Source organism: uncultured Sphaerochaeta sp., assembly GCF_963676625.2.
GTDB lineage: Bacteria > Spirochaetota > Spirochaetia > Sphaerochaetales > Sphaerochaetaceae > Sphaerochaeta.
On sequence record NZ_CAXXYB010000004.1, the window covers coordinates 1,233,358 to 1,257,683 of the forward strand.

Consider the following 24,326-nt stretch of genomic DNA (forward strand, 5'->3'; position numbering starts at 1 on the left):
CTTAGGTACGTACCTCCAACTCGCCGCAGAGGGCCAGTTTGTCATCAAGCAATACCACTGCCGAAATAATATCTGCATGGGTATTCATTTCATTGCATATTCTCTGTACATCAAGTTTTGTCTGTACTCGATTGCAGAAAGCAGTTGCATACGCATCGGCAAGGGAAGCTTCGTGACAAGCCACCATTACGGCATCGGCCTTTCCAAAACTATGGGAATGTCCAATTTTTCCTGAAGAAGTACAAATTCCCAGGGGACTATGTAAAACATCCACTACCAAGGAAAGCTTACCTGAAAGTGGATTACCTGGGGCAATAAGCTTTACTGAGAGCTCTTGCAGGACATCAATATAGAGATCCCCACCGTTTTCTATAACAATTTCCGTCAGCAGGAATTTCTCTTTGAGATAGATTCCCAGAGCCTGGGCAATTGCCCCGGCAACACTGGCCATTGGCCCTGTTTTTGAACAACAAGAGGCTTTTAGCATAGCTTCGATCAACGCTGTAGTAGGTTCACTGTTTTCCAGGGGGGTATACCGCGAAAGGAAAGTCTTGTCAGGATAATCGAGAATTTCGTTGCGCAGTTTTCTCACGTATCGTGCAGCTTCATGGACCATGGAGTCAGTATCTACCAAAGAAGGCTGATATCCGATCCAAAGATCGCTTTCCCCAATCGAAAGGGAAAGTGAATTGAATCGTGAAGAGCCCATCTTTTGACGGTAGGTTCGACTCTCATACATGACCTAGGCCTCTCTCTCCGTGGAAAGCGCAAACAATTTCATGGGACAGGCATGAAGGCAGAGGCCACAAACCACACACAAGGAAGCATCATAGACAAGTTTGCTGTCTGCATCCAAACTAAGGGCCCTGGAGAAACACACAGCCGTACAACTTCCGCAATTGATGCATCCATCGTGATCGAACAGAAGCTCCTTGATCATCTCAGAGACCACAACCCCAGCCTCTAAAAGCCATTGGACGCTATCTGCGATAGCCTGCTCTGTACCGGAGAGTTCAACAATGAGCTTACCACCCTTGCCTGAAGCTACATCGGCATTGAGGATATTGATATCAACATCATAGGTCCTTACCAGTTTTCCGACCAAGGGCAATTCCACCAGGGTAGGGGAAAATCTCAAGGCATATCGTTTCTTCATTGGGCACCACCTTCACGGGGAATCAAGGGTTTTACAAAACTATCCTGGGGAAACATCTTTACCGGTTCGCTCAAGAAAAATTTCTTTTCCCGAATCCAGCCATTCAATTCCTGGGCAATCTTTCTGGCAGTGACCAACGAGGACATGGGGGCTGTCTTCACTTCCTTGCCACCAAACATAACAGAACCGCTTTGCAGTTGCTCATAGGTTACCTTCCCCACGACCTCATGGTCGGCCGTCCCATAATCGCAGATAACCGTTTCTATCTGGCTATTCTTGATTGCCAGATGTTTGGCCATCTCGACATCGAGCACAGGAATGGGAATGCCAATTCCGACAAACATCGAGACGCCATATTTCTCGTAATAGGCAGAACGGATATATTCCGTGGACATATCCTTTGCATTTCCGACAACCGCAAGGGTCGCCCCGCTTCCCACGGGAATACCAAATTCATTCCTTGGCCGCTTCATATTGAACTGGGTTCCATTCCAAACCACATAGCCTTCGGTTCCACCGAGGAATATCCTGGTGCCAAGACCGATTGTCTTGAGATACGGGTCATTGAGCAAGGGACTCAATTCACCACTGGTCGAATAGGTAATATTATTGTTGTTCGGCAACAGACACCCCATATAGGTATACTTCATTTTACTGGTACTATTGGTGGCAGCCGCATAGTTTTGGTAGGCATTACGGGGATTGAACAGATAAAATTCGTTTACCGTATCCTTGTTGATCCAGGTATCGATCTCCTTGGTCGGGTAACAATCGGTCCCCTTGCCTCTTGCATGGAGGTGAATCTCCTTGCCGGCTATCAAATCCTCGATGACATTTGCACCGCCATAGGTACAATCGAATTTCGATTCTGCAGTGGCTCCGATATAGGTATCCACCGCGGCAAGGCCTTCATAGACGCCCACTCCATTGAGGGTTATCTCTTCCATCCTTATTCCCGGTGACCAATGCCCGAAATTCAGCACTGCGCCCGAAGAACACATAGGTCCGAAGGTTGCCGTGGTAACGACATCCACCTCTTGGGCAAGGGTCTCGATATCCGTCTTTTCCGCCATCCGGGAAAACTCCTCGGCTGTAACGACAACGACAGTTCCGGCCTTTATCTTTTCATTAATCTGGGCAACCGTTTTTACCATGGGAACTCCTTCAATTCAAACATTGGACTATCACTGGAACAACCCTTCCAGGGTCATTACAGGAATCAAATGGTATGCGGGGACTTCATAGGGATGGGACTCAAGAAGAGCCTGGACCACAGAGACCACATGTTCTTCATCCACAACCAATTCTAACCGCCACTCCGCCACTTGTTCAAGCACACCCACCTCCCCAATGAAAGGAGAATTGCCTTCACCGGGCTTAAATTGACCAGTTCCGAGCGTTTGCCAGCTACATTGTTCATATCCGTTCATTGCACCGGCTCCTGCTGCAAACAAGGCTTCCTTCACTAATTGGAGATGAGTTTCGGGAATATAGCAAACCAATACATACATCTTTTTCTTCTCCCGTATTTTGGGTACTATACCATCATGGTAAAATTATTGGTATTCCTCGGCAATCCCGGAAAGTTATATGCAAATACAAGGCACAACGCAGGCTGGATGCTTGCTGACAAAGCTTTTCCAGAGGCAACCTGGCAACAAAAATTCCATGCGAAACTGTCCCTGCAGGAAGGGAGAAAACTCCTGAAACCCCAAACCTACATGAACGAAAGCGGGATAGCCGTTCGTGCCTGCTGTGATTTCTTTCAAATTGAAACCAATGAACTGATAGTGGTACATGATGACCTGGAAATTCCCTATGGAACAATCAAGCTCCAGATGGGAGGGGGTCTCCAAGGACACAATGGATTGCGTTCCATCAAGGAACATCTTAACAGTGCCGAGTTCATGCGATTGCGCATCGGCCTAGGAAGACCGCAAAGAGGGAATATTGCCTCTTTCGTACTTTCCCCGTTCTCCAAGGATGAAATCCCTTGGTTGCCATCGATTCTTACCAAGGCTGAAACCTTGCTGCAAGATAGCTTTATATCACTTCCAGTAACAGAATCAGTGTTTTGATATTGGGGATCCTTAACAAATTGATTACAACCTAGGCATTGCATGGTATACTTTTTTTCATGAGAGTTTGTCCGACCATCAGGAAAACAATCATTAACTGGGAGGCATGAATTGATGAAACGGGATTTTCGCATTTCAGTTCGGACACGAACTGAGATGGATTTTTTTTTGGCAGTGTTTCCCTCCGATACCAACTTAGATGGTTTATATAATCAGGCAAATGAATTAGCCCATTTCTACAACACCCTCGTCCACGAACGTAAAGGAACTGGGTATGTTTCGACAGGAAAATTACATGCCACGGCTGTCCTTCACTTTATCTATCAAACAGTATTGAGTAGGTACTTATCGGAAAGTGAACCTGACTTCTTCACACGCCTTACTTCCTTGCTTGCAAAAAACCATGCAGGGCAAGAAGTCCTTGCTTTTTACGTCAAGGAATTTCCCTCTCCCCTTTTGGTTGAGCAAGAACCTCCCTTGGCATTTTATATGGAAGAATCCTTGCGAGGATATTTCATTCATCAGGTAATGATAGAAAACCCCGCTTTGGTAAAAGCTGCAAAACCCTTCATCAGTCCGGAAGGCCTTTCGTTCCCCCAAGGTTCCCAGGCACTCACGGCGCTCTTGGGCGGGTACACCCAGGAAGCAGCCCAGATGGGAAAAAGTGAGGAAGATATTTTTTCGTTCCTTACCCATCCCTCAAAACTCTATCCGGATTCCTTGCTTGACCAAATTAAATATGTTGCAGAAAATTGGGGCGAATTCCTTCCTGCAGAACTTACCAAACTGCTTTTAAGAACCATTGATTATATCAAGGAAGAAGAAAAGCCTCATTTTTTCCCGGGGCCAGGAGCAACAGGAACCGGAAAGGCTCCCACAAAAGTACCTGATTATAGCACTATCATGGAAGAATACGAGGCATTCTCTGCTGACAGGAATTGGATGCCCAATGTCATCATGCTTGCAAAAAGCACCTTGGTCTGGCTTGATCAACTTTCCAAGTCCTATGGCTATGCGATAACCAACCTTTCCCAGATTCCCGATCAGGAACTGGACAAGTTGCAACAGGAGGGGTTCACGGCCCTTTGGTTGATTGGTTTATGGGAACGTAGCAAGGCATCGAAAAAAATCAAGAACCTTTGTGGCAATCCCGAGGCGGAAGCGTCAGCCTATTCATTAAAAAACTATGAGATAGCTGATTCAATCGGTGGCTGGGATGCCCTTGACAATCTTCGCCAGCGCTGTGCGGAACGCAGTATCAGACTTGCCAGCGATATGGTTCCCAACCATTGCGGAATCGATGGGGACTGGGTCTTTGACCACAGCAATTATTTCATCCAACAGGACACTTCTCCGTTTCCTTCCTATACTTATAATGGGCCGAATCTTTCAGAAAACCCACAAGTGGAGATACGGCTTGAAGATCATTATTACAACCGCACCGATGCAGCGGTAACTTTTCAGAGAAAAGATTTGCAGACAGGAAAAACCAGTTATATATTCCATGGGAATGACGGAACTTCGATGGCCTGGAATGATACTGCACAACTCGATTATCTCAACAAAGATACTCGAGAGGCTGTTTATCAACAAATAAAGCATGTCGCCAAGAATTTTTCCATCATACGTTTTGACGCCGCGATGACCTTGGCAAAAAAACATATACAGCGGCTCTGGTACCCAGCTCCTGGACAGGGAGGGGATATCGCAGGTCGTTCCCTCTCGGGGTTGAGCGACCAGGAATTCAATGAGAGAATCCCCCAGGAATTCTGGAGGGAAGTAGTGGACAGGCTCAACGAGGAACTTCCCGATACACTGCTATTGGCCGAGGCCTTCTGGATGATGGAAGGCTATTTTGTCAGAACCTTGGGTATGCACAGGGTCTACAACAGTGCTTTCATGAATATGCTCAAGAATCAGGAAAATCAAAAATACAGGGATACCATAAAAAACACCCTCTCCTTTGAACCAGAAATCCTCAAGAGATTTGTCAATTTCATGAACAACCCGGATGAAGATACTGCGATAGCGCAATTTGGCGATGGAGACAAGTATCTTGGTGTTTGCACCCTACTTTCCACGATGCCTGGTCTTCCCATGTTCGGCCATGGACAAATCGAGGGGTTCAGGGAGAAATATGGCATGGAGTATAGGAAGGCTTATTGGGATGAACAACCCAACCAGCGCCTCATCGACCAACATATGAATAACATTGCCCCCTTGCTAAAAAAACGATATCTCTTCAGTGGCGTTGAAAAGTTCGAACTATTCGACCTCCTCAATGGAGACAACGTTGAGCAATCGGCTTTTTGTTATGTAAATGGCACGGACACGGAACGTGCATTGGTATTGTACAACAACCAGTTTGAAAATGTCGAAGGTTGGATCAAATCCTCGGCACCAAAAGTCGAGAAGTCCGATAGTGGTGAAAAATATACAAAGACCATATCCTTGGCCGAATCGATGGGATTGACCGTAGGAGGGCGACAATACGTTCTCTTTGAATCCTTCCCCGAAAAACTGACCTATCTATGCCCTTCTTTGAAAATTTTCGACGAAGGGTTCAAGGTCACGCTAAAAGGCTATGAAACAAACGTATATATTCATATAAGGGAGGTAGAGGATGTGGATGGTACCTATGACGAACTCTACAAATTACTCGATGGCAAGGGAACGGCAAATATAGAACAGGAAATACAAGCACTTAGGCTCAAACCTGTCTTCAAGGTAATGGAAAGCCTGCGCAATGAACAATTTTTGCTCTTATTGGATACGTTGCTCAAAGGAAAGGCGACTCCCCAGCATGAACGAAAGATCATACTGACGCTTGCGGAGGCCTATACCCATCTCTTTGCAATAATAGAGACTCTTCATCCTTCCGCAAAAAAAGCCTTGCCAAGCCTTCCAAATGAAATAAGCCCTTCCCAGATGGTAACCGAAATTCAACGCCTCGCCACCCTTTGCAATACACCGGGTTATTTTTCACAGGGAGCGATTATCATGGATGAACTTCCGGAAATCCTGGCCATCTCAATGTTTTTGAAACCCTTTATCAGGGAGACGGGAAGTATCCAGGAGGCAATGAAGGCAAGTGACCAATTGTTGCTGCAACGTTTCTTCTCGAAGCAATTGGCCGAAAAAGGCTTCAACTCTGAGCTGGCACGTAAAGCTTGCCATAGCGCAGCCATCTTTGCTTCAGCCAGTTATATGATCCAGGATGCAAAGGACAATCCCAAAACCATCCTTGCAAACTTGCTTACCGACGAAGCCCTGGGCAACTATGCAAATTGCAATGAATATGAAGGAATTACCTGGTATAAAAAGGAGGCAATGCAAGAGATTATTTTCTTGACAGCCTTGTCACTTCACATACTCAAGGGCGAAAAGGATACAACTGAATTCACAAGGATTCTCACTGAGGCAGAAACCTTGGCTGGGTATCAATTGGACAGATTGCTCCAATAGACCGTAAATTCCGGTGTTTTCCTTCTTTGGTCTGTGTTTGATTGACTTGACGCTACCGATAAGATACTCTTGGAAACTATGAAGACGTGGATAACTTATCTGGCTGCAACCGCTTTAGGTTTGGCTGCAACACTATTGTTCGGGGATATCGCTGCATTCAGACAGGCAATGTATACCATCACTGCCTTGCTGGTGCAAATCGGTGGATTCGTGTTGATTCCACTGGTTTTCTTTGGCTTTTCTTCGGGTATCGCATCGCTGCGAAAAGATGAAAAAGGTGGAATTTTTACCCGTACTTCCATTACTTGGAGCGTTTTATCAACGCTCCTGCTTGCCCTTTGCGGAGCTTTTATTTTCGGTTTGTTCCCGGTTGCTTTTCCTGCAAGCAGTACCGCGGGAAGTGACCCTTCGGTAATAAAGACGGTGGCAAGCCAATCCCTCTCCACTTTATTCAATTCAATGCTTCCGATAAATCCTTTCTACTCCCTCTCTTCGGCTGAAAGTTTTCTCTTGCCAGTAATAGTAATATCCTGTATTTTTGGATATTTCTTGAAGCCAAACGTTGAAATAATCAGACCAGCCTACGTCACGATGAACTCCCTGAGCGAAACCATGTTCCGTTTAGCCAGATCGTATGCAGCAGTCGGTCATTTCTTTATTTTCTTCGCCTCTTCCTATTGGTTTTCCCGATTGCAAGATGAAGGTACCGTTTTTGTAGCTTCAAGACTACTCATATTGCTCCTTGCCTCAACAGTCTTTGTTGTCTTGGGTGTATTACCCCTTTTGTTTGCCCTGCTTACTAAATTCAAGGTAAATCCCTATCGACTGCTTTACAGGGTATTGGCCCCGGCAATCGCGGGCTTGTTCAGTGGCAGCATTTTCTTTACCAGTCCAATGACAATCTCCCTTTCCAGACACAATCTTGGTTGCCAGAAACGAGTAAGTGCAACAGCCGTGCCCCTTTATACGTTTATAGGTCGGGGAGGGTCGGCAATGATTGCCGCCGCAAGCATCTGTTCTCTTCTGTATGCGACTTCTGGGTCAATGCCTTCTCTCAAGATAGTCCTCTTTGTGGGACTCGCCAGTGCAGGGGTCTCCTATGCAAGTTCCCTATACCTCGGTTATGAGGTGTTCTTCATTGCCGTCATTGCATTGAAATGGCTGAGAATAGATTTACATGGTGCTGAAATGACCCTTATTGGGCTTATGCCATTATTGAATGGCCTAGGGGTCCTGGTGGATTCGTTTATCGCAGCTCTGGGAACCAGTTATACATGCCAAGCAATGGGAACCAGGGTTGAGTGTGCCTATCCCGATATACTGTAACCGACCATGGGAAAAAATTTCCGTTTCTTTTTGCTGGTTCTCCAAGGACTGCTGACTCTTGTCTTCACCCTGCTCTTTTCGTATTCCCTGTATCAGGCGATACAACAGGGAGCAGAGACCGGTCCGTTGATCTCCTATTACATTCCAGCCTTGCTCCATTTGTTCGTTACCCTGGCTGCAGCAATCTTATTGAGCAAGTTCTACAGGTCAAATATTGGCGCAGAGGCCCAATTCCTTCCTATCCTGTTTCTTGTCATCGCCTTGGAAAATGTGAAAGTGCTGCCGGTCTTCTTCAATGCAACCCATCATTTGATACTGAATTTTGAATGGATCTCCATCATATTCCAGTTCTGTTTTCTGTTTTCTTCATTTTTATTCTTGGCTTCCAGTCTATTTTTACAAAACCTCAACATATCGAAACTGGGACAGTATATTGCTGTTTCAGCTGCCTGGTCCCTCTTCCTTTCCTTCATTGTTCCAATATCTACGAATGCAAGTTCTTATTATAAGGTCCTTTCCATCGCAAGCAAACCACTGGTTGCCGTATGTATGTTCATCACGATCCTTGCAATCCTGACCTTCTTGATATCCTTTTTACGGGACATGGAACAGAGGCATATCCTTGCAAGGTGTCTTTCGTTTACCTTGATTATCCTGGGAAATACCATGATGATTCTTTCCCAGGTTTTATCAGCAACGATTGTCGGTCTTTTCTTCTATATCTTTGGCATTACTTTCTTGCTTTTCACAACCAGGACCTATCACATCTGGACCTGATTGCAATACGCTTATTCTTTGAAAATGGACTGGCCTAAGCCTATTCGGCAATTTCAAGTCCCTTCTGCTTTCTAACCTTGTACACTACCACTGAAAGAATAGCCAAGGTGAGAACAATTCCCGTAATATCTGCCATTACATTGGGAACCAAAAAGAGAATTGCAGTACAAAACATACCAAGTCGAAGGGGAAGAGACAGGGGCGTACCACACCAACCCTCAAAGGAAGCTGCCATCAACAGAACGGCACAGACAGCGACAATGATTGCATATACAGTCAAGCCAAAGGAAGTTCCCACCACCAATAGCCCTGGATAGTAGATGAACAGGAAAGGAATGATGAATCCAGCGATACCCAGCTGGAAAGCCTTTACCCCGGTTTTCATGGAATCTGATTCCGCTATACCCGAAGCAGCATAGGCTGCCATTGCCACCGGAGGAGTGATAAAGGAGATGATGGCAAAATAGAATACAAACAAATTTGAGGCCAGAAGCCCGACCCCGGCCTGAAGCAATGCAGGGGAAGCAACGGTGGCGGCAATGACATAGGCGGCCGTAGAAGGCAATCCCATGCCCAGGATGATGCAGGCTATCATGGTCAAGAAAAGCATCATGAAAAGATTGCCATGGGAAAGTTGGAAAACAATCTGGGCAAACCGAACTCCCAAACCTGTCATGCTGACAATTCCGATGACAATACCTGCCGAGGCACAAGCTATGGTTACCGGCACCGAGGATTTTGCGGCATGAAGAGCAGAAGCCTTCAACTCTTTCCAAGGAAACCGATGTTCAAGATGCAATGTACGGACAATGCCTATCAGAAGGATGGATCCTATTGCAAACAAAGCGGAATAACTGGCCGAGAAGCCAAAACCCAGCAGACAAATTATCAAGACAATCAAGGGAATCAGATGGAAATATCCTTGTCTGAGAATTTTTTTTGCGTTGAGAATCTTTGTATTCTGGTCTGGAGCGATACCCAGTCTTCCTGCCTCAAAATATACGGCAGCACCAAGGCTCAGATAATAGAGCAATCCTGGCACCAAAGCTGAAAGAATAATGGTTGAATAGGCAATTCCTGTCATATCAGCCATGACAAAGGCGGCTGCACCCATGACAGGAGGAAGTATCTGGCCTCCCGTTGAGGCAACCGCCTCCACAGCGCCTGCATATTCCTTGGAATATCCTACTTTTTTCATCAATGGAATCGTAAAGGTACCTGTCGTAACCACATTTGCAACTGCAGAACCATTGATGGACCCCATCAAGGCACTTGAAAGGACAGCTGCTTCCGCGGGACCTCCCCGCATCTTTCCCGTAAGGGCATAGGCCAGGTCAATAAAGAATTTCCCTGAACCAAATTTATCAAGCAACTCCCCGAAAATTATATAAAGCACCACAAAGGATACGGCAGCTCCGATTGGCGTTCCAAAGATTCCTTCGTTGGTCCAACATACATAACTGGTAATATATTCCAAATTATACCCACGATGGGCGATTAGGTTGGGAAGATACGGACCAAGCACGGCATAGCCAAGAAATATCAGGGCTATGATTGGCAAGGAAAGACCAATGGCCTGTCTGGAGGTTTCCAGAATGAGAATCAAGAGCAAAAGGCCAGCGATCATATCCAGGCCATTTATTCCCCAGATACCCTTTTCCCTGATTACATCAGGTGTTGTTTGGGTCAGGTAATAAATCCCCAAGGCAAGAACCAGAAGGGTGAAAAATAGGTTTAGGACCTTTTTTCCGATTGGTTGATCTTTCTGCAGTCGATACAAATACCAGACCAGCATAAGGGAGAAAACATGAATTACCCTCGATTGCATCATGCTTACGGACGTATTCATGGTAATGAATAGATGAAAAAGACAAATGGCTACGGAAAGGATAAATAGCACACGGGCAATTACCTTGCCTTTTGAAGGTTGCAATGTTTGCACGGAATATATCTCCATTAAAGAACCGATTAACAAGAAAAGAAGGCACACCAAAACTATTCAACAAGGAATATTTTTGGTGCACCCGATCAGCAACAGATACTATTTTGCCTCAGGAGGAATCAGGCTGGCAGGAATTGCAACCCCTTTTTCCTTGAAGAAGCGAATGGCACCGGGATGCATCGGCACTGACAGTTCCGAAAGGGCAGAGTCAAAGACAACCTGCTTGGATACCGCGGCGGTGACACTTCCCCACTCTTCACGATTATCCAGATAGCCTTTACGATCCCATAGACCTCATCGTCACTCAAACCAGCTTTTGTCGAAGTAAGCATAAGTATACGGCTTATGGGAACAGATATTACAGAATCAACGTTTGCATAGGTTCCGGCTGGAATTTCATAGCGAGTCCAGAAGGGGAAGGCTTTGTAGAACGCAGGATCCGTAAAGGAAATCATCTTTACCTTTGCCGAAGTGGTAAGATCCATCAAAGCGGCCGATTTCAAAGGATGGGTGCAAATGAATGCAGAGATCTTACCATCCTTGAGAGCGGAAACAGCCTCACTCTCGGGAATGAACTGGGGCTTTATATCGTCATAGGATAATCCGTAATAATCAAGAATCATTCGTGCCGCCATTTCACCACCTGAACCGGCAGCCCCTACACCGATTGCCTTTCCCTTGAAATCCTCAATACTGTTTATCGGACTATCGGCAAGCGTAAATACTTGAATATAGCTGTAGATGGTACTGAACATGGAACGAAGGTCCTCGGCTTTTCTTTTCTCGAAATCACCTTTTCCATTATAGGCAAGCCAGGCAATCTCACTCTGGGAAATACCCATGGCAAGTTTTCCTGATGTCAGGTTGCGCACATTCTCCACGGAAGCAGCAGTAGCTTCTCCCGTACAGGCAATTCCCTGAACATGTTTTGTAATGGTTTCAGCCATGGCAACACCCATCGGATACAAAGAACCTGCTGTTCCAGCGGTTCCGATGGAAATTCTTTTAAGTGAGGAACCGGAAATGGTTGAAGAACTTTCCTGCCCTCCTTGTGCGAACATCCCCGAAACGCAAAGCACACAGACCAACAGGACCGAAAATAGTTTTTTCATGAAAATCTCCTTTTTCTAGATACGTTTTATATCGGCATGCAACATTGTCATCAGTTCATGGAAGTTGGGAAAGGAAACCGCTGCATATTCGGCATCTTCAATCTCGGATTGCCCTTCGGCAATCAAGGCAGCAACTGTAGTTGCCATCACGATACGATGATCATGATGACCACTGAGAACTGCTCCATGCAACGGGGAATGGAATATGGTAAGGGAATCCCTGGTTTCTTCAAAATGGGCTCCCATTTTCGTCAGTTCTTCCTTGATCGATTTTGCCCGATCAGTTTCCTTCAATCTACAGGCCCCAATATTTTCCAGTACTGTTTTTCCCTGGGCATAACATCCAAGTACGGCAAGAATGGGAACGGCATCGGGAGTCCCGCTGCAATCAATATGAATACCCTGCAGGGTTGCTCCGCCCTCGACCGTGATGCCTCCTCTTCCGTTATCAGTGACAGTGACGGAAGCTCCCATATCCTTGAGTATCTTGACAAAGGCAGTTTCACCTGCAAAATCCCCCAGGTCAAGTCCATTGAAAGTCACTTTCGATCCTTTGGTAATCGCGGTGGCGATCATAGGATATCCGGAGGAACCCCAATCACCGGGCAGGGTATAGGTAAAGGGCTTGAATTTCTGATTTCCACGAATGAAAAATTCTTCGTAATTTCGATTTTCCACTACTATACCGGCACGCTGAAGCATTCCGATGGTCATATCGACATAGGGTCGTTCCAACAGGTCTGTCTCCCGAATGAGCGTATCCCCCTGGGCAAGGGCACAGGCACACAAGAAAGGAGTCATCCATTGGGAATTTACACCTGGGAAAGAGATTTCCCCACCTCGAATAGGACCCTTTACGACAACAGGAGCCGTTCCGATACCTCTTGTAGAGAAAGCTTCCCCTCCCAGAGTATTTATAGCGTCAATCATGGGCTGGGCTGGGCGATAGCAAATCTGATAATCGCCAGTGAGAACACTATACCCTGGAATCAAGGAACACAAAGCCAAGACAAAATAAAAACCGGTGCCGGAGTTCTCTGCATCCAGAACACATGCAGGTACAACCAGAGCCCCCCCGGTACCGGTGATAATCCATTCCGAATCCTTACTGGTATCTATGGAAGCTCCCAGTGCCCTCATCATTTTGACAATTGAGTAACTATCAAGATTTGTAAGGGGATTTTTTAATATTGTGGTACCCTCGGCCAAAGAACCAAATACAAGACCACGGGCAGTTCCTGATTTATTTCCTGGGATGGTTGCCTTTCCTGAAAGTGTTGAAGCATTGACTAAAAATTTCAAATCCAAATCCTCCAATAGTGTAATTGATAAACGTTTCCAGTTTACATAAATCATCATAACACACCATTTTGATCTGTCAATTAAATAATAAAAATTATTTAATTGTATATATTTTATATAGTTATATTTATTTTCAGTTATCTGGATAGTTTTTACTGCTATTTATTTATCTTTTGTACATTGTATTCATAACAACAGTTTTGATTAACATTTCCATTATTTTATTGTGCCAATACGCGATACTGTGTATACTAGGTTGCATGAGTACCAACGAGAAACCACTCTATTCAATCAAAGACATCTCCAGACTCAGTGGAGTATCCATTGCAACCTTGTCCAGATATTTCAACGGACAATCCATTCGTCTTTCCAATGAGGAAAAGGTAAAGAAAGTCCTTCAGGAAACAGGATATAGGCCAAGCATCGCGGCACGTTTCATGAAAGGCAGTTCCTCGGGAGTAATTGGCTTGATTGTTCCTGAAATAAACCATCCCTTCTTTGCCATGATTGCCGAAGGCGTCATGCAAGAGGCAAGGAACCAAGGACAATTGGTCCTCTGCAGTTCCAGTTCTGGTTCTGTTGAAACAGAAAGGCAGGTCATCGATCAGTTTTCCCAATCAATACTTGACGGCTTGATCTATATTCCTGTGGCCAAGGCCGAAAACATTCCGGCAATCGAGAATTTCAGAAATTTGCCTTTGGTAATAACAGCAAGAAGAAATATTTTTCAGGGAGTGCCCCATGTCTACCATGACGGTGAAAAAGGGGGCTATCTTTCAACTCGATACCTTATTCAATTGGGTCGCAAGAAAATAGGTTTTATATGCAGTTTCTGGGATACTCCCTGTTCCAATACTGAATTACTCTCTTTCATGGAACAACCTGCAAGCAATACATACTCCTCGATAGATCGCTTCAGGGGATATGTAAAAGCCTTGAAGGAAGCCGGAATCCCCTATGACCCGGATCTGGTAGTCGTAACTGGGTATGGACATCAAAGCGGGGTCGATGCGGCCTCCTCCCTTATCGGTCGTTTCACTGGTTGCAACGGGATAATCGCCATGACACAAGCAGTAGCCAATGGATGTGCCTCCCAGTTCAAACGGCAGGGATATTCCATCCCCCAGGATATCTCCATCATTCTTTTCGATGCAAACGAGAGCAAGGCAGATTACACGTTTACCAGCATAGAACTCCATTTGATACGCATGGGCCAGGAATCGGTCAAAGCATTGAAAGGACTTGTCGAGAAAAAACCTATCGGTAATATTTGCCTGGATGTGGAACTATGCGTACGGGAAACGACTGCCGTACTCAAGAATTCATAAAAAAGGAGTTTCCGTTTCCGGAAACTCCCCCTTATTGAAAATAAACCAGCTTACCTGTTTCTATGTAAGATCAATTATGCTCTTGTCATAATCTGCAGGAGCCTCAAAGCCCAACAAATTCATGCATGTGGCAGGAATACTGCTGATCCCAAGGCCTGCATTCAATTCCTTGGAATATTCACCATTGTAGGAACTGTCAACGATGATGCAAGGTACTGGGTTAAGGGAATGAGAGGTCTTTGCCTGCGGGTCCCCGTTCTTCTTTACCTTGACATCCCCATTTTTGGCATGCTCGAACATATCATCGGCATTTCCATGGTCAGCGGTAATGACCATGACACCGCCAGCCTTCTCAATTACCTTGGCAAGGCGTCCGATTTGCAAGTCCAAAGCTTCCATGGAGCACACCACCGCTTCAAAATTACCGGTATGCCCGACCATATCACCATTGGGGAAATTCATCTTGATGAAATCCCATTTCCCGCTTTCGACTTCCTCGATGACACGATCGGCAATCTCCGCGCATTTCATCCAAGGGCGTTGTTCAAACGGAAGGATATCAGAAGGAATCTCTACATACTCTTCAAGCGTATCATCGAACTTACCACTACGATTGCCATTGAAGAAATAGGTAATATGCCCGAATTTCTGGGTTTCACTGATAGAAAATTGCTTTACCGAGGAAGCACAAAGATATTCGGCGAGAGTTCTGTCAATGGAAGGTGGCTGGACAAGATATTGGGCTGGGACATGTAAATCCCCATCGTACTCCATCATACCGGCATATTCGACGGCAGGACGACGCTTACGGTCAAACTCGGTAAGGTCCTCAGCCTCAAAGGCCTTGGTAATCTCAAGCGCACGGTCACCTCGGAAATTGAACAGGATGACACTATCGCCATCCTCAATGGTTCCGACAGGTTTACCACCTTGTTCTATGACAAACGGAGGCAAATCCTGGTCAATGGCACCGGTTTCCGTCCGAAGGGTCTCAATAGCCTCATGGGCACTTGCAAAGGCTCTCCCTTCACCCAACACATGGGTTTCCCAACCTTTTCTTACCATATCCCAGTTCGCATTGTAGCGGTCCATGGTAATGACCATTCTTCCACCACCACTTGCAATCCTGGCATCAAAGGAATCGTCATTGAGTTCAGCAAGAAAGGCTTCAAAAGGATCAAAATAATCAAGGGCACTGAATTCCCCGACATCACGACCATCGAGCAAGGCATGAACCCTGACCTTGGAGACGCCATCAGCTTTTGCCTGGAGAATCATGGCCCTGAGGTTTGCGACATTCGAGTGAACATTACCATCACTGAGCAAACCGATGAAATGCAAGGTGGAAGCCTTTGTTTTGGCATTACCGGTCAATTTCTTCCAGGTCTTGCCCTGGAACATAGCCTTGGTCTCGATAGAGGCGGCAACAAGTTTTGCCCCTTGGGCGAAAACCCTTCCACAACCCATGGCATTATGGCCAACCTCACTGTTTCCCATGTCATCATCGGAAGGAAGTCCGACAGCAACGCCATGGGCCTTCAGTTTTGTCCAAGGATAGGCTTTATATAAGGTATTGAGGGTACCTGTCATTGCAGCAGCAACACCATCACCCTCTTTATATTTCCCAAACCCAACGCCATCCATGATGACAAGGACAACCGGACCCTTGCGGGAAATCTTTCCATTTTTCTTCAATACTTCAACCATCTATGTTTCTCCTTGTAATTTTTCTGATTCAAAAAACCTTATAAAGGTCGGGTAGCAGCCTCTAGATACTGCAGGGCTTCAGGATCAACCAGATCTTTCAGTTCGTCATAAACCCATTGGTGATAGGTATCCACCAACAAAACTTCCTGGTCAGTCAACAAGCCCTTATCTATCAACTTGCGTTCAAACGGACAGAGCGTCAAGACTTCAAAACTATAGAACTGCCCGAATTCTGTCTTCACGTCCTGTTTGACGGCAACAAGATTCTCGATCCTGATACCATGACGACCTTCCTTGTATACCCCCGGCTCGTCACTGATGACCATTCCGGGCTTCAAGGGAACATCTATGGGTTTGGTGTTGATAACCTGGGGACCTTCATGGACATTCAACCTAAAGCCAACCCCATGCCCGGTGCCATGGAAAAAAGTCATGCCATTCTGCCACAAGAACTGCCTGGCAAGAATATCAAGCTGATAACCACAGGTTCCCTGGGGGAAACGGGCTGCCCCAAGGGCAAGATTTCCTTTCAAGACCAAGGTGTAATCATGTTTTTGTTCCTCTGTTGCCTCTCCGAATAAAATGGTCCTGGTAACATCGGTCATCCCGAATTCATACATTCCACCAGTATCGAGAACCAACAAGCCACTCTTGTTGATCGCAGAGGAGCTCTCCTTGGTTGCACTGTAGTGACACATCGCACCATGTTCCCCAAACCCGGAGATCGGGCCGAAGGATTCGCCCAGACATTCCTTGTTGCGCAACCGCTGTTCAAGAAGCCTGTCGGAAATTGCCTGCTCATCATACGTAGGGGCCTTGGTATCGAGACGAGAAAGGAAATTGACAAGGGCAATCCCGTCAAGCAGATGGGACCTTCTCATGCCTTCCAATTCAGTCTCATTCTTGCAGGCTTTCAAGTCAGTGGAAAAATCCCTGCCAGTTACTGTCTTTGCCTTTTTCAGGGCTTCAAAAACCATGAGGTTGGTTTTATCGGGGTTGATATATACGGTATCCTTCTCCCCAATGACGGAAGCAATCGTTTTTGAAGCTTTCTCATAGGGAACAATTTCCAGTTCTTCGCCCACCACAGCTAGAAGCTCACTGGAAAAACGTGCAGGTTCCGTAAAAAGCCAGGCCTTGTCGGTTCCTACAAGCAGGTAGGAGAGAAATACAGGATTATAGGCAACATCATTGCCCCTGAGGTTTGTAAGCCAGGCTATGTCATCAAGAGAGGAAAGAAGCGTATAGTTACAACTTTTTTGCACCATCGCCAACCTGACCATGGTCATTTTCTGCAACCGGGAATATCCTGCTACATCATCAGCCAACTGGATCAAGGCAGTATTTGGAACTGCTGGACGATCATCCCATATCTCATCAAGATAATCGGGGGTGGCTACCAATGTAATCTTGTTCCCTGAAAAATCCTTTTCCATTTTTTCCCGTACAGAAACCATCAAGGTGGACTGATCGATACCTATCTTGCTGTTTTTTGGCATGGACTTTGAAATCCAGGTAATGGGATCCAGAACATCAGGGGTATCGAGCTTCATCAAGGTATAGCAACTATGCTCTATCTGTTTGGCACCTTGGATGAAATACCGTGAGTCAACCCAAAGCAAAGCTTGATCCTGTGTAATCACCACGGTCCCAGCGCTTCCTGTAAAACCACTTATCCAGGCACGGGTTCTCCAACGGGGACAAACGTATTCGCTTTGATGAGGATCCGTACCATTTATTATCCATCCATCCAAACCTTCGCGCTTCATGATGGTCCGTAGAGCCTGGACCCTTTCATCTATTGTTTGCATTCCACTCTCCTTAATTTATCGAGTGCCAGGTCTTTTTCCCTTTCTTTTCAAGAAAAGCAAAAGCCCCAGTCCAAAAAGCACCATTGCAAGACAGAACACCTGTCCCATGGAAAAATTAAAAAATGATTGAAAAAGTGCAATCGTATCGTGTTTCCTGCCAAGGGCAAGCACATACCCTATATTTTCATCAGGAGCCCTGAAGTACTCCAAAACAAATCGAACAAGTCCATAGCCCATGAGATATACACTAAAACCAAACCCATAGGGCTGTTTTTCTCTTTTGGGACGTATTACGAACCAAAGAAACAAAAACAAGACAAACCCTTCGAAAAGGGCTTCATATAATTGAGACGGATGTCTGGGCAAATTGAGCAATTGTCCTTGGGTATAGGGAATTGAAAGAGAATCGGCAAATTGCCTTACCCAGGAATAATCCGTAGAGAATCGAGAAGCATTGGGGAAAATCATTGCCCAGCTTTTTGAAGAGACTCTTCCGAACAACTCCCCGTTGATGAAATTCCCCAGTCTCCCAAAGGTATAGCCAAGAGGGGCCGCATAACAGATTGTATCGGCAATATTCATAAAATTCATGTGATTCTTTCGTTTGAAGAACCAAGCTCCCACTATGGCCCCGACCAGTCCACCATGGTAGCTCATGCCAGGCAATCCGACAAAACTCCCATTCTCGAAAGGCCAGAAAATTTTCCAGGGGTGCGTCCAATAATACCAAGTCCCGTCATAGATCAATACGGAAAAGAGCCTGGCACCCAGCACAAGACCAATAATGCAGTAAAGCACAAGGTCCAAGGGCTTGTCTCCTTCAAGGTCGATTTCTTTTTTTCTTGCCTGTAAAACAATTAAAAAATAGGTAATGGAAAAAGCGACCACATACATCAAGCCATACCACCGAAACGGTAAACCGGGAATGATTTCCGGTGAAATCCAACTGGGAAAATTGATAAAGAAGGTCATGGGGCAAGTGTAATGTGCAATACCCACGTGGTCAATACTGCAAAGAGTAGCCACATTTCTGATATTCATGTATATTTATAAGCATGAAAAAAAATCCTATACTGAGATTCTGTCTCACGTTCATGCTGATACTTACCGCACTCCCGGCTTTCTCGACCGGGACCATGGAACAAACAGTGGCATCGGCGGCCACTACCACCCAAAAATCCAGTAGCGCTGATCAGATTTCCACGGATTTACAATCGATAGAACGCCTTTACCGCTATGTCGACAGCATTTATTATGAGGATGTCGACAAACAGAAAGTTTTTCAAAGTCTTGCCTCAGCAATGATTGCATCCCTGGACGATCGTTATTCATTTTACGTACCACCAGAGGAAGCCAAGAACTATCAGGAAGAAAATACGGGAATATACGGGGGCATAGGCACCTACCTCAATAAACCGGCCCCTGAATTGAAAGACCCCAAGGATCCTTCCTCCTATATGATCACCATCATCTCTCCCTTCCCTGGTTCCCCAGCCCAAAGAGCGGGGTTGATAGCAGGAGATTTGATAAGCCACATCAACGGTGAAAAGGTTGATGACCTTACCAGCAATGAGGCTAGCATAAAACTCAGGGGTGAACCAAATACAGAGGTCACCATCACTGTCTATAGAAACGGGGCTTCCTTTGACATTACCCTGAAACGTGAAAAAATAACGACACCGACAGTTGAATCAGAAATTCTGGATGGCGACCTCGGATACGTAATTCTATCGGAATATTCACCCCAAACAGGGACACAACTACAAAAAAAGGTAGCGGAACTAGCAAAACAAGATATCAAAGGGCTCATCATTGATGAACGCAACAATCCAGGCGGAGCTGTTGACGGAGCCTTGCAAGCTGCAAATATCTTCTTGCCATCCGGAAAGACCTTGGTGACCATTCAAGGGAGAAAAGGAACAAAGAATGACCAACGATATGTTTCCACGGGAACCATGAGTTTCCCCGAGGACATACCAATAGTAATATTGACCAATGGAGGCTCCGCATCATCAGCGGAAATCTTCGCAGCAGCCTTGCATGACAACAAGCGGGCTACCCTCATCGGGACAAAAACCTTCGGCAAGGGTATTGTCCAGGACGTATTTAAATTTGGAGAGGGCTTTGCACAGATTACCACTGCCCATTATTACACACCAAACAATGTGAATATCCACGGAGTGGGAATTGAACCGGACATCATATCAGAGGATATCAAACTCAAGGATGACCAAATTCCAGCCTATGAAAAATTGATGAAAGATAAAGTCATCCAGAGTTTTGAAAAAGATCATCCAGAGCCGACGACAGAGAATATCAAGTTATTTGCCCAGGAAAACAAGGATTTAGGGATAGATACCGATATTCTCTCCATCCTCATGCGAAATGAATATTATGCAAAAATTCCTTACGACACACGTCCTTTGGGAGATATGGTATTCGATACCCAACTCAAACGCGGTGTTGAATTCCTCAGGACCGGTAAATGAGGCAATATCTTCTGGGGCCTTCCTTTTTAGGACAATCCCGCATTACCTTATCAGGAAAGGAAAGCCAATACCTCACCAGGGTCTTGCGTATCAAGCAAGACCAGAGTTTCGCAGGGATTGACAACCAGGGAAGAATTTGGGATTTGAAAATGGATTCTATCGGCAGGGATTCTTGCACGCTATCCTGCAGCCAGGCAGAACAGGGAAAAGCAAAGGTTGCCACCGATACCATGCCTTCCTATGCAGGCCCCTTCCCCAGGATCTTCCTTTACCAATGCCTTTGCAAGGGGAAAAAAATCGAACAAATCGTTCGCCAAGCCACGGAAATAGGAGTGGAGGAAATCGTCTTGGTGCAAAGTACCTATTGTGTCAGTGACTTTTCAAATAAAAGCGAAAAGACAGTATCGCTGAGAACTGAAAGGTTGGAGTCACAAATCAAGGAAGCAATTCAACAAAGTGGTTCTCCTATTGCCACCCACCTCAATGAAAGAGTTCTCAAGCTTACAGAGGTTCCTGGGCATTGGAATAAAAAAGGCCTTGGCCTATTTTTCCATCAAAGTGAAATCCCTGACCAAAAAAGTCTGTATGGTTTACTTAAGGACCTACCGATGGAAGAACCCATTGCCATCTTGATAGGTTCGGAAGGAGGTTTCAGTGATGAAGAATGCACCTTTCTTGAAACCTCTGAATTCAAGCCTGTTTTATTGAAAACCAATATTCTCAGAGCAGAAAGCGCTGCTATCTATGCTATTTCTGCCATTCAAGTTTTATTAACAGAAAAATAACCTCAACTCTGCAAAAGTAAACTGTGACACCTCTCTTTGATATAGTGGTGTCTTAGTTTCAATCTACCTAAAATAATTAGCATTAGGGAAAAAACTACAAAAAAACACCTCGACTTCATTATATAAAAAGGACTGACTATCTTTTTTTTAGGAGACCGAACATGTCATTACTTATCCTTTCAACCGACTGGAGATTCAAGGAAAAGTTCAAACATCATTTTTCAGCGGAATTTTTAAAAGATTTTAGCATGCCATCCAAATTGATCAAACTTGCAGAGCAAAAAGCCTATGACAACAACGATTGCATTATTCTTGATGAAAAACTAGGAACTTCCAATCAGCTTGAGATTCTGAATAAACTCCAAGAAAACGGTACTTCGATAAAAACCTATCTATTCATTGATAAGGATCATGGCTCCCCTTCACTTCCTTCTGTCGATTTTCCCCTTGAGGTAATATACAAGGCAAATTTGGACTATGAAGAATTTTTCTGTTCATTTAATTCAGCAAATCCACTTGAATACCAAACAGTTGGTGAAGAGATACTCGATTTCCAGAGCCGTCTTATCGGAAACAGTAAATGCATGCAAAATGTTCGTGAAAAATTGGCTCTCTATTCCAAATCAGAATGCTCGATCCATTTGTTTGGGGAGACAGGAACAGGAAAAGAGATTGCTGCAAATTCGGTTCACCATGCAAAACATCCTAAAAGAAATATAATCAGCATCAACTGTTCCCTCCTTGAAGGTTCCCTGGCAGAGTCTATTTTTTTCGGACATGCCAAAGGAGCTTTTACCGATGGAAAAACAGAAGTCGAGGGACTTGTAGGAGAAGCCAACGGTTCAAGTCTGTTTCTCGATGAAATCGAAAACCTCTCTCTTTCTTCTCAGGCAAATATGCTCAGGCTCCTGGAGACCGGCCAATACAGAAGATTGGGCGATCCAAGGATCCGTCATTCTTCTTTCCGTTTGATCACCGCATCAAATAAAAACCTCAATGAATTGATGGAAACCAACCATATCAGAAAAGATTTTTTTTACAGGATCACCGATACTACCATAGGACTTCCCCCTTTGCGGGAACACAAAGAAGATATTGCGCAACTCTCGACTTTTTACATAAACAAGCATCTGCCAGGAAAGCATCTATCGAAGGAAGATCTCGCACTTCTTGAACTATACAACTGGCCAGGAAATGTACGACAACTTTTTTCTGTCTTGAAACGAGGAGGAATTAGATGCGGAAAAAAAGAGACCTTGGAATTATCATACGATGATTTTACCTAGTCTTTTTGTGTCCACCGGTTATCCACATGCAACAAATGAGCATCTCTTCCAGGATACAATATCAAGACCATTTTTAAATCCAGTATTATCTAGAGTTACTTCAACAAGAAATAGTTTTATACCTTGTGGATAACTTGTTGATAGATGAATGATAAACCACTTCTTACAAGCTTGTTCAGACAGTAAGAAACCAAATAATTATTATATAAAAATTACTATAAATCTGTTCCGGTAATTACTAACTAATTCTTTACAAAAGAATTAGTTGTCAAAAACAAAATAAGAGTCAAAATAAACAAGCCAAGAAGTAGTCTCCAGGTATAGAAAAAGGGGCATTCAACAATAGCTACGCTTGCTTGTGGATAACTTGTGGACAACCTTTTTGGGTTATATAGGAATTCTAGTAAAAACAACTACTTATCATACCTTTTCAATAGCAAGACCGAGTGCTATAAGTTTCTCTGAAAGCCTTTCGTAGCCGCGTTCAATCTGGTAGATATTCTCGATTCTGGTTTCCCCTTCGGCACATGTAGCAGCAATGACCAAAGCCATTCCCGCCCGTACATCTGGACTGGTAACGATGGCACCTTGAAGACGGGAAGGTCCATTGACCACAGCCCGATGGGGATCACACAAAATAATGTCTGCCCCCATACGAATCAACCAATCCACAAAATACATACGTGATTCAAACATTTTTTCATGTATAAGAATAGAACCTTTCATTTGTGTGGCACAGACGGTAAGGATACTCAAGAGATCTGCGGGAAATCCTGGCCAAGGAGCATCATCCACTTTTCCTGTATGGCCCCCAACCTCTTTGTAAAGCAAACGCTTTTGGTTCTTGGGAACACGAATGGAAGAGGGGCCATCCACTTTGAAATCAAGGCCGATACGTTGAAAACCAAGACGTATCATCTTCAAGTGTTCCAATTGGACACCCTTGAGCAATATATCCCCTCTGCTAGCCCCGGCCAAACCAATGAACGAACCGATTTCCATAAAATCGCTTCCCAGGGAAAAGGTACATCCATGTAGTTTTTTCTGTCCCTTGATGCGCAAAACATTCGAACCAATTCCTTCGACCTTACACCCCATCAAATTCAGTAAATTGCACAGATCCTGCACATGAGGTTCACTTGCAGCATTCAATACAAGGCTTTCCCCTTCAGCAAGAGATGCAGCCATGAGCACATTTTCTGTTGCAGTGACAGAGGATTCATCCAAAAAAATCGTATTCCCCTTTAGTCTGGAACGTTTCGAACCAATATACAGGGAACCATCTTCCTCGATGGAACAAGTAGAACCCAAGGAAGAAAAACCAAGAAAATGGGTATCCAGCCTTCTGTACCCGATGACATCGCCTCCGGGAGGGGAAAGTCTTGCTTCACCGCATATGGCAAGCAAGGGCCCGAGCAAGAGAATGGATCCTCTCACTGACTCAACCAGTTTTGTATCAAGGTTACCCTTACGGCTTCCGCTGGTGATATCCAGCGTATGGGAATCGACAGGGACAATCAGGGAACCAAGGCTTTTGAGAAGCTTGCACATGACCCGTACATCCTCGATGTCAGGAACATTGCATAGGCGGATGGTGTCATCGGTAAGTAACGTGGCAGCCAGACAAGGCAAGGCAGAGTTTTTATTACCACTGATTGTTATTTCACCACAAGCAGGTCTTCCGCCCTTGATCAAATACGCACCCATCTGGACCTCCTTGGGTATCGTACCTCCTCCCTTGTGAATTAGCAAGGACGTTGTT

18 protein-coding genes and 1 pseudogene are annotated in these 24,326 nt (G+C 45.0%); 8 read left to right on the top strand and 11 right to left on the bottom strand.

Features of this window, described 5'->3' with window-relative positions; genetic code table 11:
- Position 1: 1 nt before the first annotated feature.
- Genes ACHZBG_RS08615 through ACHZBG_RS08630 form a run of 4 tightly spaced genes read right to left on the bottom strand, consistent with a single transcriptional unit; the run spans position 2 to position 2,667 of the window.
- Positions 2-739, bottom strand: coding sequence for a UPF0280 family protein (locus ACHZBG_RS08615; protein ID WP_320129045.1), 738 nt, complete (start codon positions 737-739; stop codon positions 2-4).
- Between the two features lie 3 nt (positions 740-742).
- On the bottom strand, positions 743-1,156 hold the full coding sequence (locus ACHZBG_RS08620) for an NIL domain-containing protein (RefSeq protein ID WP_320129046.1): 414 nt from the start codon (positions 1,154-1,156) through the stop codon (positions 743-745).
- Positions 1,153-2,310: a homocysteine biosynthesis protein gene (locus ACHZBG_RS08625; RefSeq protein WP_320129047.1), complete on the bottom strand. Its 1,158-nt coding sequence runs from the start codon at positions 2,308-2,310 to the stop codon at positions 1,153-1,155. Before ACHZBG_RS08625 ends, ACHZBG_RS08620 begins: the two co-directional genes overlap by 4 nt.
- Positions 2,311-2,340: 30 nt before the next feature.
- A complete protein-coding gene (locus ACHZBG_RS08630) occupies positions 2,341-2,667 on the bottom strand; it encodes an NGG1p interacting factor NIF3 (RefSeq protein WP_320129048.1) in 327 nt (108 codons plus the stop codon).
- Positions 2,668-2,703: 36 nt separating this feature from the next.
- On the opposite strand from ACHZBG_RS08630, the gene pth reads away from it, so the two are divergent.
- From pth to ACHZBG_RS08650, 4 genes are all read left to right on the top strand, one after another.
- A complete protein-coding gene (gene pth / locus ACHZBG_RS08635; protein ID WP_320129049.1) occupies positions 2,704-3,234 on the top strand; it encodes an aminoacyl-tRNA hydrolase in 531 nt (176 codons plus the stop codon).
- A gap of 114 nt (positions 3,235-3,348) precedes the next feature.
- A complete protein-coding gene (locus tag ACHZBG_RS08640) occupies positions 3,349-6,699 on the top strand; it encodes an alpha-amylase family glycosyl hydrolase (protein ID WP_320129050.1) in 3,351 nt (1,116 codons plus the stop codon).
- Positions 6,700-6,777: 78 nt separating this feature from the next.
- A complete protein-coding gene (locus ACHZBG_RS08645; RefSeq protein ID WP_320129051.1) occupies positions 6,778-8,025 on the top strand; it encodes a cation:dicarboxylate symporter family transporter in 1,248 nt (415 codons plus the stop codon).
- A gap of 6 nt (positions 8,026-8,031) precedes the next feature.
- On the top strand, positions 8,032-8,802 hold the full coding sequence (locus tag ACHZBG_RS08650; RefSeq protein WP_320129052.1) for a hypothetical protein: 771 nt from the start codon (positions 8,032-8,034) through the stop codon (positions 8,800-8,802).
- A gap of 40 nt (positions 8,803-8,842) precedes the next feature.
- Here the strand turns inward: ACHZBG_RS08650 and ACHZBG_RS08655 are convergent, their stop codons facing one another.
- From ACHZBG_RS08655 to aroA, 3 genes and pseudogenes are all read right to left on the bottom strand, one after another.
- Positions 8,843-10,744: a TRAP transporter permease gene (locus ACHZBG_RS08655; protein ID WP_320129053.1), complete on the bottom strand. Its 1,902-nt coding sequence runs from the start codon at positions 10,742-10,744 to the stop codon at positions 8,843-8,845.
- A 99-nt stretch (positions 10,745-10,843) separates the two neighbouring features.
- Positions 10,844-11,856 (bottom strand): annotated as a pseudogene (locus ACHZBG_RS08660) (TAXI family TRAP transporter solute-binding subunit).
- A gap of 15 nt (positions 11,857-11,871) precedes the next feature.
- Positions 11,872-13,215: a 3-phosphoshikimate 1-carboxyvinyltransferase gene (gene aroA, locus ACHZBG_RS08665; protein ID WP_320129055.1), complete on the bottom strand. Its 1,344-nt coding sequence runs from the start codon at positions 13,213-13,215 to the stop codon at positions 11,872-11,874.
- A gap of 203 nt (positions 13,216-13,418) precedes the next feature.
- Here aroA and ACHZBG_RS08670 point away from each other — a divergent pair, with 203 nt between their 5' ends.
- Positions 13,419-14,486, top strand: coding sequence for a LacI family DNA-binding transcriptional regulator (locus tag ACHZBG_RS08670; RefSeq protein WP_320129056.1), 1,068 nt, complete (start codon positions 13,419-13,421; stop codon positions 14,484-14,486).
- Between the two features lie 60 nt (positions 14,487-14,546).
- On the opposite strand, the gene gpmI is transcribed toward ACHZBG_RS08670, so the two are convergent.
- From gpmI to lgt, 3 genes are read right to left on the bottom strand one after another with little or no spacing between them, the layout of a single operon-like run.
- Positions 14,547-16,193 (bottom strand): 2,3-bisphosphoglycerate-independent phosphoglycerate mutase, encoded by a 1,647-nt coding sequence (gpmI, locus tag ACHZBG_RS08675; protein WP_320129057.1) that lies wholly within the window; start codon positions 16,191-16,193, stop codon positions 14,547-14,549.
- Positions 16,194-16,231: 38 nt separating this feature from the next.
- Positions 16,232-18,004 (bottom strand): aminopeptidase P family protein, encoded by a 1,773-nt coding sequence (locus ACHZBG_RS08680; RefSeq protein ID WP_320129058.1) that lies wholly within the window; start codon positions 18,002-18,004, stop codon positions 16,232-16,234.
- 15 nt (positions 18,005-18,019) lie between these two features.
- Positions 18,020-19,045, bottom strand: a complete 1,026-nt coding sequence (lgt, locus tag ACHZBG_RS08685; protein ID WP_320129059.1) for a prolipoprotein diacylglyceryl transferase — start codon at positions 19,043-19,045, stop codon at positions 18,020-18,022.
- A 14-nt stretch (positions 19,046-19,059) separates the two neighbouring features.
- On the opposite strand from lgt, the gene ACHZBG_RS08690 reads away from it, so the two are divergent.
- The 3 genes from ACHZBG_RS08690 to ACHZBG_RS08700 all read left to right on the top strand — a co-directional run bounded on the left by ACHZBG_RS08690 (position 19,060) and on the right by ACHZBG_RS08700 (position 22,564).
- Complete coding sequence (locus ACHZBG_RS08690; RefSeq protein WP_320129060.1) at positions 19,060-20,493, top strand: S41 family peptidase; 1,434 nt, start codon at positions 19,060-19,062, stop codon at positions 20,491-20,493.
- On the top strand, positions 20,490-21,278 hold the full coding sequence (locus tag ACHZBG_RS08695) for an RsmE family RNA methyltransferase (protein ID WP_320129061.1): 789 nt from the start codon (positions 20,490-20,492) through the stop codon (positions 21,276-21,278). Before ACHZBG_RS08690 ends, ACHZBG_RS08695 begins: the two co-directional genes overlap by 4 nt.
- A 161-nt stretch (positions 21,279-21,439) precedes the next feature.
- Positions 21,440-22,564: a sigma 54-interacting transcriptional regulator gene (locus ACHZBG_RS08700; protein WP_320129062.1), complete on the top strand. Its 1,125-nt coding sequence runs from the start codon at positions 21,440-21,442 to the stop codon at positions 22,562-22,564.
- Between the two features lie 420 nt (positions 22,565-22,984).
- Here ACHZBG_RS08700 and murA read toward each other — a convergent pair whose 3' ends face one another.
- Positions 22,985-24,271, bottom strand: a complete 1,287-nt coding sequence (gene murA, locus ACHZBG_RS08705) for a UDP-N-acetylglucosamine 1-carboxyvinyltransferase (protein WP_320129063.1) — start codon at positions 24,269-24,271, stop codon at positions 22,985-22,987.
- Positions 24,272-24,326 lie beyond the last annotated feature (55 nt).

What these genes read in the sequence shown, in the direction of transcription:
- ACHZBG_RS08615 (WP_320129045.1), bottom strand. Translation starts at nt 739, where the DNA reads ATGTATGAGAGTCGAACCTACCGTCAAAAGATGGGCTCTTCACGATTC.
- ACHZBG_RS08620 (WP_320129046.1), bottom strand. Translation starts at nt 1,156, where the DNA reads ATGAAGAAACGATATGCCTTGAGATTTTCCCCTACCCTGGTGGAATTG.
- ACHZBG_RS08625 (WP_320129047.1), bottom strand. Translation starts at nt 2,310, where the DNA reads ATGGTAAAAACGGTTGCCCAGATTAATGAAAAGATAAAGGCCGGAACT.
- ACHZBG_RS08630 (WP_320129048.1), bottom strand. Translation starts at nt 2,667, where the DNA reads ATGTATGTATTGGTTTGCTATATTCCCGAAACTCATCTCCAATTAGTG.
- pth (WP_320129049.1), top strand. Translation starts at nt 2,704, where the DNA reads ATGGTAAAATTATTGGTATTCCTCGGCAATCCCGGAAAGTTATATGCA.
- ACHZBG_RS08640 (WP_320129050.1), top strand. Translation starts at nt 3,349, where the DNA reads ATGAAACGGGATTTTCGCATTTCAGTTCGGACACGAACTGAGATGGAT.
- ACHZBG_RS08645 (WP_320129051.1), top strand. Translation starts at nt 6,778, where the DNA reads ATGAAGACGTGGATAACTTATCTGGCTGCAACCGCTTTAGGTTTGGCT.
- ACHZBG_RS08650 (WP_320129052.1), top strand. Translation starts at nt 8,032, where the DNA reads ATGGGAAAAAATTTCCGTTTCTTTTTGCTGGTTCTCCAAGGACTGCTG.
- aroA (WP_320129055.1), bottom strand. Translation starts at nt 13,215, where the DNA reads ATGATGATTTATGTAAACTGGAAACGTTTATCAATTACACTATTGGAG.
- ACHZBG_RS08670 (WP_320129056.1), top strand. Translation starts at nt 13,419, where the DNA reads ATGAGTACCAACGAGAAACCACTCTATTCAATCAAAGACATCTCCAGA.
- gpmI (WP_320129057.1), bottom strand. Translation starts at nt 16,193, where the DNA reads ATGGTTGAAGTATTGAAGAAAAATGGAAAGATTTCCCGCAAGGGTCCG.
- ACHZBG_RS08680 (WP_320129058.1), bottom strand. Translation starts at nt 18,004, where the DNA reads ATGCAAACAATAGATGAAAGGGTCCAGGCTCTACGGACCATCATGAAG.
- lgt (WP_320129059.1), bottom strand. Translation starts at nt 19,045, where the DNA reads ATGAATATCAGAAATGTGGCTACTCTTTGCAGTATTGACCACGTGGGT.
- ACHZBG_RS08690 (WP_320129060.1), top strand. Translation starts at nt 19,060, where the DNA reads ATGAAAAAAAATCCTATACTGAGATTCTGTCTCACGTTCATGCTGATA.
- ACHZBG_RS08695 (WP_320129061.1), top strand. Translation starts at nt 20,490, where the DNA reads ATGAGGCAATATCTTCTGGGGCCTTCCTTTTTAGGACAATCCCGCATT.
- ACHZBG_RS08700 (WP_320129062.1), top strand. Translation starts at nt 21,440, where the DNA reads ATGTCATTACTTATCCTTTCAACCGACTGGAGATTCAAGGAAAAGTTC.
- murA (WP_320129063.1), bottom strand. Translation starts at nt 24,271, where the DNA reads ATGGGTGCGTATTTGATCAAGGGCGGAAGACCTGCTTGTGGTGAAATA.